This window comes from Methylobacterium sp. AC690, assembly GCF_979256535.1.
The window spans coordinates 1-7,424 of record NZ_CEEDOX010000042.1 but is presented as its reverse complement, the minus strand read 5'-3'; the positions used below and the strand labels follow the sequence as shown (position 1 = coordinate 7,424).

The window sequence follows — 7,424 nt, the reverse complement described above, 5'->3', positions numbered from 1 at the left end:
AAACCCCGCCAAATCGTCAGGAGATGCAAAAGCAAGCCGCCAACCCCGTTGGCCGCCCGCCGATGAACCGGGGTATAGGGGTCTTCGAATCTCCTGTCAACAGCCTTCCGACAAAAATACGACTCCGCGTTCAGGCCGCGTCGCGCAGGCCTTCGAGGAACCGACGCGCCTCCTCGGCCGGGAGGGGGCGGCCGAGGAGGAAGCCCTGGGCCTCGGTGCAGCCCTCCTGGCGTACCCGCGCCATCTGTTCCTCCGTCTCGATGCCCTCGGCCGTGATGCTGGCTCCGAGCTGGGTGCCGAGGTCGACCACCGCCCGCACGATCGCGGCGGTGCCGGGATCGGTGATCTCGCGGATGAAGGAGCGGTCGATCTTGATCCGGTCGAAGGGGAAGCGACGCAGGTAGCTCAGGGAGGAGTAACCCGTGCCGAAATCGTCGAGGGCGATCCGGACGCCGAGGGCGCGCAGACGGTGCAGGCAAGCGATGACCGCCTCCGCATCCTGCATCAGGACGCTCTCGGTAATCTCCAGTTCCAGGCGCCGCGCCGGCAGCCCGGAAGCGGCCAGGGCGGCGACCACGCTCTGCTCCAGGTTCGATTGTCCGAACTGGACCGCGGAGACGTTGACGGCGATGCGCCGGTCCCCGGGCCAGGAAGCCGCCTCGGTGCAGGCTTCCCGGAGGGCCCAGCTTCCGAGCTGGCGGATCAGGCCGGTCTCCTCCGCGAGGGGGATGAAGGCGCCCGGCGCGATCATGCCGCGCACCGGGTGCTGCCAGCGAAGCAGGGCCTCGAAGCCCTTCACGGTGCCGCTGTCGAGGTGCAGGACCGGCTGGTAGTGTAGGCTGAAGCCCCCCGTGCGCACCGCCTCGCGCATCTCGAGCTCGAGAAGGTTGCGCTGGGTCGTCGCCGCATCCATCGCCGCCTCGTAGAAGCGGTAGGTGTTCCGTCCGGCCGCCTTGGCCCGGTAGAGGGCGATGTCGGCGTTGCGGAACAGCGTATCGGCATCGGCGCCGTCCTGGGAGCCGAGGCCGATGCCGACGCTGACCCCGATCCCGACCCGGTGCCCGTCGAGGTCGACGGGCTGCTCCATCACCTCGATGATCCGCCGCGCCGCGAACCCGGCCTCCTGGGGATCGTCGAGTTCGGCCAGGATGATGGCGAATTCGTCGCCGCCCAGGCGCGCGACGGTGTCGCCCTCCCGGACCACGCTGCGCAGGCGGTCGGCCACCACGCGCAGGAGCGCGTCGCCGGCCGGGTGCCCGAGGGTGTCGTTGACGGCCTTGAAGCGGTCGAGGTCGCAGGCCAGGACCGCGAAGCGGCCGCCGCGCCGATCGGCACGGGCGAGGGCATTGCTCAGGCGCTCCTTGAAGAGGAGCCGGTTCGGCAGGCCGGTCAGCCCGTCGTGCAGGGCCATATGGGCGATCCGGCCCTCTGCCACCTTGCGCTCGGTGACATCCATCGTGAGCCCGACGATCTTCACCGGCTCGTTCGAATCCGGGTCGGTCACGACCCGGGCGAAGCTCTGAAGCCAGCGCGGTGCATCACCCTCAACCATCGCCAGGCGGAACTCGCCGCTGTACGACCCGCCCTCGGACAGGGAGCGGTAGACGTGTCCGTACAGGACGGCGAGGTCGTCCGCGTGGATCCGGCGGTCCCAGGCGCCGACGCTGACCTCCACGGGTCGCTCCGGCGCGTGGCCCGCCGGCACCGGGATGCCGTACATCCGCGCGCTGTCGACGGAGTGCCGGACGGTGCCGCCCTTCAGGTCCCAGGACCAGAGGCCGGCTCCGGCCGATTCCTGTGCGAGGCGCAGGAGATTCGAGGTTTCCTCCAGGGCCTGGCGCGCCGTGACGATGTCGTCGATGTCGAGCGCCGTTCCGAGCAAGCCGACCATCACGCCGTCCTCCCGCACGGGCAGCATGACCAACTTGTGCCAGCGGTAGACGCCGTCGTGCCGGAGGAGGCGGCCTTCCACCTCGTAGGCACCCCCCCGCCGCCGGGCCTCGCTGAAGACCGCCTCCATCCGCGCGGCATCCTCCGGATGATTGCGGGCGAGACGAGCCTCCCGGGTGGTGCCGATGGGCCCGTAATAGTCCTCGAAGCGCTGGTTGACGTAGGTGGCGGCGCCGTCGTGGAGGGAGACGACCCAGACGATCTGGGGCAGGGAATCGGCGAGGGCGCGGTACCGGGCCTCCCCCAGGCGCAGGGCCTGCTCGGCGGCGACGCGCTCGCTGACGTCGCGCGCGGCGGTGATGGTCTCGAACGGCAGTCCGGCCTCGTCGCGCACGAGCCGCGTCTGCGCCTCGACCCAGATCCAGCGGCCATCGCGGTGGCGCAGGCGATGGGTGATGCGGCCCGTCTCGGTGCGCCCGGCCCGGAACGCCTCGAGGAACGCGCGGGTGGCGAGCGCATCCTCGGGATGCAGCGAGGCATCCAGCGACAGGTCCAGCATCTCCTGGGGACTGTAACCGAGGAGATCGTGCGAGGCCGGGGAGACGTAGGTGCGGACGTTCGCGACGCTGCGCCGGACGATCATGTCGGAGACGGAATCCGCGAGGACGCGGTACCGTCGCTCGCCCTCCCGGGTACGGGTCTCCGCCGCCCGATGCTCCGTGACGTCGGTGAAGGTGTGCAGGATGCCGCCATCGGGCAGGGACACGCCCCGGACCTCCAGGGTGGTGCCGTCCGGACGCGCCCAGTCGATGCGCAGGGGCGTCCAGGCACCGGCGGCGTCGCGCAGGCGCGGCCGGCCGTCCGGGGCGGTCGGCATCGCCGAAAAGTCGCCGCGCTTCGTCAGATGCGCGAGGATATCGGACAGGAGCGCCCCCTCGCGCAGAATCGTCTCGGGCAGATCGAGCAGCTGGTGGGCCCGCGGATTGAGCAGGCGGACGCAGCCCTGCGCGTCCATCATGATCAGGCCCTGGTCCATGGTCTCCAGGGTCGCGCGCAGACGCAGGTCCTTCTCCCGCAGCTGCGCCTCGGAAGCGGCGAGGTCGGTCACGTCGAGGACCAGACCGTAGAGCGCCGTCAGGCGGCCGCCCGCATCGCGCTCGACCGCGCCCTGGACGATCACGTGACAGAGGCTGCCGTCCGGCCGGACGATGCGCGCGCGCCCCTGATAGGCCGCGCCCTCGGGCGAGTTGCTCTCCAGGGCGCTGACGATGCGGGCCGCGACCGTGGCCCGATCGTCCGGATGGTAGTAGGCGAGGTGCGCGTCGAGGGGGATCTCGCCGCCGGGGGGCATCGGCCGCCCGAAGACGCCGCACACGCCCTCGGACCACGACACGGTCCGCGTCCGGGCATGGATGCGCCAGTACCCGATATGGGCGACCGACTCGGTCAGCCGCTGGGCCTGGACCACGAGCTTGAGATCGGCGGCTTTCGCGGCGAGGAGTACCTCGGTCCGCTGGCGCTCCGCCCGCTCGATCTGGCTCGCGCGCTGGGCGGCCGTCAGCCGGAGATGGGCCTCGACAACGGTGCCGAGGTCGCGCAGCTGCGCCACGCGGGCCGCGTCGAAATCATCGCGCGGGACCGTGTCGATGAGGCAGAGCGTGCCGAGGGGCAGACCGTCCGAGAGGGCCAGGGGCACACCCGCGTAGAACCGGGCCCGGGGGCTCCCGGTGACCAGGGGGCTCGACGCGAACTCGGCATCAGCCAGGAGGTCGGGCAGGACCAGCACCGCGCCGGGTGCACCCAGGATGGTGCGGTCGCAGAAGGCGCCGGCACGGGGGAGGGTGCCTCCGGTGGGGACGCCGCATCGCGCCTTGAGTGTATAGGTCTCGCTCCCGGCAAGGTTCACGAGAGCGATGGGCACGCCGAACAAAGCGCAGGCGGTCCGGCAGACGGCATCGAGATGCGCCTCCGGGGTACATTCCAAGAGTCTCAGGTCGTTGAGGATGGCCAGACGCTGCGCCTCGACACTGGAGCTCGGCACGACAACCCTTTCTCGCCGACGCAAGTCCGCAGAAACTCTGCGATCCGCGTCTCAGACCCCGAAAACCGACAGGACCCGATGTCGTTGACGGGTCCGGGCCGGCACAGGATGGACATCAGCCGATCTTGCGGAACTCCGCGACCAAACCGCCCGACGCGAGACCATGCCTCGGCAGCCTTTCACTTTCCTTTATGCCCACGACGTCTCGGGACATGCGGCGCGTTCCTTGGTGGATTGCCTGTTCGCCGATCCGTGAAGGCCGCGTTGCACGCCGTCGAGGTCGGTTCTGCGCAGGACGTCGACGACGTTCATGCCGGCAACAGCAACTGGGCACTGAGACCGCCGAGATCCGAGCGCGCGAGGCGCAGTCCGCCGCCGTACAGCTCGGCGAGTTCGCGGGTGATCGACAACCCGAAGCCGTGGCCGGGCACGCTCTCGTCGAGGCGTCCGCCGGGCCGCACGGCGCGTTCCGCCGCCTCCGCATCGAGCCCGGGACCGTCATCCGCCACCGTCACGGCGATGCCCGCTTCCGTGGCGGCGGCGGAGACCCGGACGCGACCGTGGCTCCACTGGCAGGCATTGTCGATGAGATTGCCGAGCATCTCGTCGATGTCCTGCGGATCGCAGGCCACCGCGAGACCGGCCGGCAGGTCGAGCGCGATGGCGAGGGGCTTCTCGGCGTAGAGCCGCCCGAAGGTGGTCCGCAGGTCGGCGAGGGGGCCGGCGAGTTCGGTCCGGGTGCGGGTCGCGCCGCCCAACGCGGCGGCCCGCGCGCGCCGCAGGTGGTGGCGTACCTGCCGATCCATGGCGCCAACGAGCTCGGCGAGACGGCCATCCGGATCGCGGGTCGGGTCGGACAGGGCGAGGCTCAGGGTCGCCAGGGGCGTCTTCAGGCCGTGCGCGAGATTGGCCACGTGGGTGCGGGCCCGTTCGAGGTTGGCGGCGTTCTGGTCGAGGAGGGCGTTCACCTCGCTCACCAGGGGCCGGATCTCGGCGGGCTGCTGGCCCGGAATGCGAGGCCGCCGTCCGGCCCGAACCTCGGCGATGTCCCGGCGCAGCCGCTCCAGGGGCCGCAGGCCGAGACGGACCTGCAGGACGGTGCCGGCCACCAAGCAGAGACCGAGGATTCCCAGGATGGCCGCGAGCGTCAGGCCGGCCTCGCGCAAGGGGCCGTTCAGGGCCTGGGCCGGGGCCGAGGCCACGAGGACGACCGGCGGCGTTCCCCCCCTGGCGGGCAGGACCTGGATGCGGAGAATCAGGGCCTCGCCCCAGGGGCCGATGCCGTCGCCCGGCTGCGGGCGGTCCGGGTCCCGGTTTCGGGGCAGGGGGCCCGGCTCGGCGCCATCCTGGGTCGGGCCGCCCATGGCGGGGGGATCCGGCGGGCGCAGGCTGCGCGCCTCCAAAGATCCCCCTTCGAGGGACTCGGACCGCAATGTGCTGCCGCCCTGGCGAACCTGCCAGTACCAGCCGGAGTGCGGGCGGTCGAAGGGGGGGCCGTCCAGGGCGCGGTCGAGGCGCAGGCGGTCGCCGGGACCGCGCTCCAGGCTGGACGCCAGGGCAACGAGTTGGCTGTCGAGGCGGCTGTCGAGCTGGGCCCGGACGAAGCGGTGCAGGACGAGCCCGATGGCGAGGCCGGCGACCAGTAGGGCCACGGTGACGAGCGCGAGGGCAGCCAGCAGCAGACGGCGCTGCAGGGAGCCGAGATGAAGGACGCCGATGGGCTTCGGGGGCGGAACGGGTCGATCGGGCTTGGCGGGCGGTCCGTGCCCGGCCGTTCCGGCGCGTCCCGCAGGCGGCTCTGCCCGGTTCACGTGGGGTCGCCCGGAAGCAGGCGATACCCGTGGCCGCGCACACCCTCGATCCGGGCAGGGGCGATCTTACGGCGCAGGCGGGTGATGATGACCTCGACGGAGTTCGAATCGACGTCGGCGTCGCCGTCGTAGACCCGCTCGATCAGCTGCCCGCGCGGCATCACCCCGTCCTTGTGCAGGATCAGGCAGGAGAGCACCCGCCATTCGAGGCCGGTGAGTTTCAGGGGCAGGCCGTCGCGCTCGAAGGTGCCGAGGCCAGATTCATAGGTGAGGGGACCGCAGGTGACGCGGGATGCCCCATGCGCCGTCGCCCGGCGCACCAGGGCCCGCAGGCGGATCACCAGCTCCTCGACTCGGAACGGCTTGACGAGGAAATCGTCGGCCCCCGCCTTGAAGCCCGCGACCTTGTCGCTCCAGCCATCCCGCGCCGTGAGGACGAGGACCGGTACGGTTCGGCCCGCCGCCCGCCAGGCCTGGAGGACGGAGAGCCCATCGCGCTTGGGCAGGCCCAGGTCGAGCACCACGGCATCGTAGGTCTCGGTCTCGCCGAGATGCTGCGCGTCCTCGCCGTTCGCCGCGTGGTCGAGGGCAAAGTTCTCCCCGCGCAGCGCCTTGGCGATCTCGGCGGCCAGCGGCGCATCATCCTCCACCAGCAGGAGTTTCATGGAGTCGTGTCCGTGGGTGGGAGGGCGAGGGTGGACCGGCGTGCGGCCTACGCCGCGTCCTTTAACGGGGGCTGAACCGCGCGGTTCAGTCCGGGTTCGCGGCCCCGTCCTAGAACGGCGTCAACCCGAGAGGGCAACCGCCGAACCCGAGAAGGACAGGCACCATGACCGAGACCACCCCGAGCCCCGAAACGGCCCGGACCAGCGGGACTTTCCAGGCCAGCGACAGCGCCGGTCCGGCCGTCGCCCCGACCCCGAGACGCTCGCGCCGCGCCCTCGTCGTCGGCGCCATCGCCGCGCCCCTCGCCTTCGGGGCGATCGGGCTGTCGCTCGCCCAGACCGGCACGTCGATGATGACGCCGGTGGAGCCCACCGCGATCTCCGCCCTGAAGGCCTCCGGCTCGATCGCCGCCAAGGGCGATGTCGCCGAGATCTACGGCAACAAGTTCGTGATGCAGGACGGCACCGGCAAGGCGCTGGTCGAGACCGGCCCCCAGGGGGAGGGGGCTGCCCTGGTGAAGCCCGGCGAGGCCGTCACCGTGCAGGGCCGGTTCGAGAACGGCTTTCTCCACGCCATGCTGATCACCCGCGCCGACGGCAGCCGGGTCCTGGTCGGCCCCGCCGGCGGTCCGCCCCCCGGCACCCTCGACTGGGCCAAGGACCGGGTCGGCCTCGGCGCGTCGCCCGACGTACCGGCGCTGACGGCGCAGGTCGCCTCCGCCGGCTACTCCGACATCCGGGTCACCGGACGCGGCCTCCGTCACCTCGAGGTGGCCGCTCGCGGCAGCGACGGCCGCGAGCGCCAGCTCCATGTCGGCTTCGACGGACAGGTCCGCGAGAGGCGGGTGTTCTGAGACGCCGCACGTCCACCTTCAGTCAAACCCACGGGACATTGCTCATGACGAAGACCACCGCCCTCCTCAGCGCCGCCGCACTCCTCATCGCCAGCGCAGCCGTTGCCCAGCCCGCCCCGCCCCCGGGTGGCCCGCGCCCGGAGGCGGGGCACCGGCCTCTGGT

4 protein-coding genes are annotated in these 7,424 nt (G+C 71.6%); 1 reads left to right on the top strand and 3 read right to left on the bottom strand.

Annotated features, from left to right (window positions below):
• Positions 1 to 130: 130 nt before the first annotated feature.
• The 3 genes from AC0IY1_RS25120 to AC0IY1_RS25110 form a co-directional block, all read right to left on the bottom strand.
• On the bottom strand, positions 131 to 3,931 hold the full coding sequence (locus tag AC0IY1_RS25120) for an EAL domain-containing protein (protein WP_471773297.1): 3,801 nt from the start codon (positions 3,929 to 3,931) through the stop codon (positions 131 to 133).
• Positions 3,932 to 4,239: 308 nt separating this feature from the next.
• Complete coding sequence (locus tag AC0IY1_RS25115) at positions 4,240 to 5,742, bottom strand: sensor histidine kinase (RefSeq protein ID WP_471773295.1); 1,503 nt, start codon at positions 5,740 to 5,742, stop codon at positions 4,240 to 4,242.
• Positions 5,739 to 6,407: a response regulator transcription factor gene (locus tag AC0IY1_RS25110; RefSeq protein ID WP_471773293.1), complete on the bottom strand. Its 669-nt coding sequence runs from the start codon at positions 6,405 to 6,407 to the stop codon at positions 5,739 to 5,741. Before AC0IY1_RS25110 ends, AC0IY1_RS25115 begins: the two co-directional genes overlap by 4 nt.
• A gap of 164 nt (positions 6,408 to 6,571) precedes the next feature.
• Here AC0IY1_RS25110 and AC0IY1_RS25105 point away from each other — a divergent pair, with 164 nt between their 5' ends.
• On the top strand, positions 6,572 to 7,261 hold the full coding sequence (locus tag AC0IY1_RS25105; protein WP_471773291.1) for a DNA-binding protein: 690 nt from the start codon (positions 6,572 to 6,574) through the stop codon (positions 7,259 to 7,261).
• Positions 7,262 to 7,424: the final 163 nt, after the last annotated feature.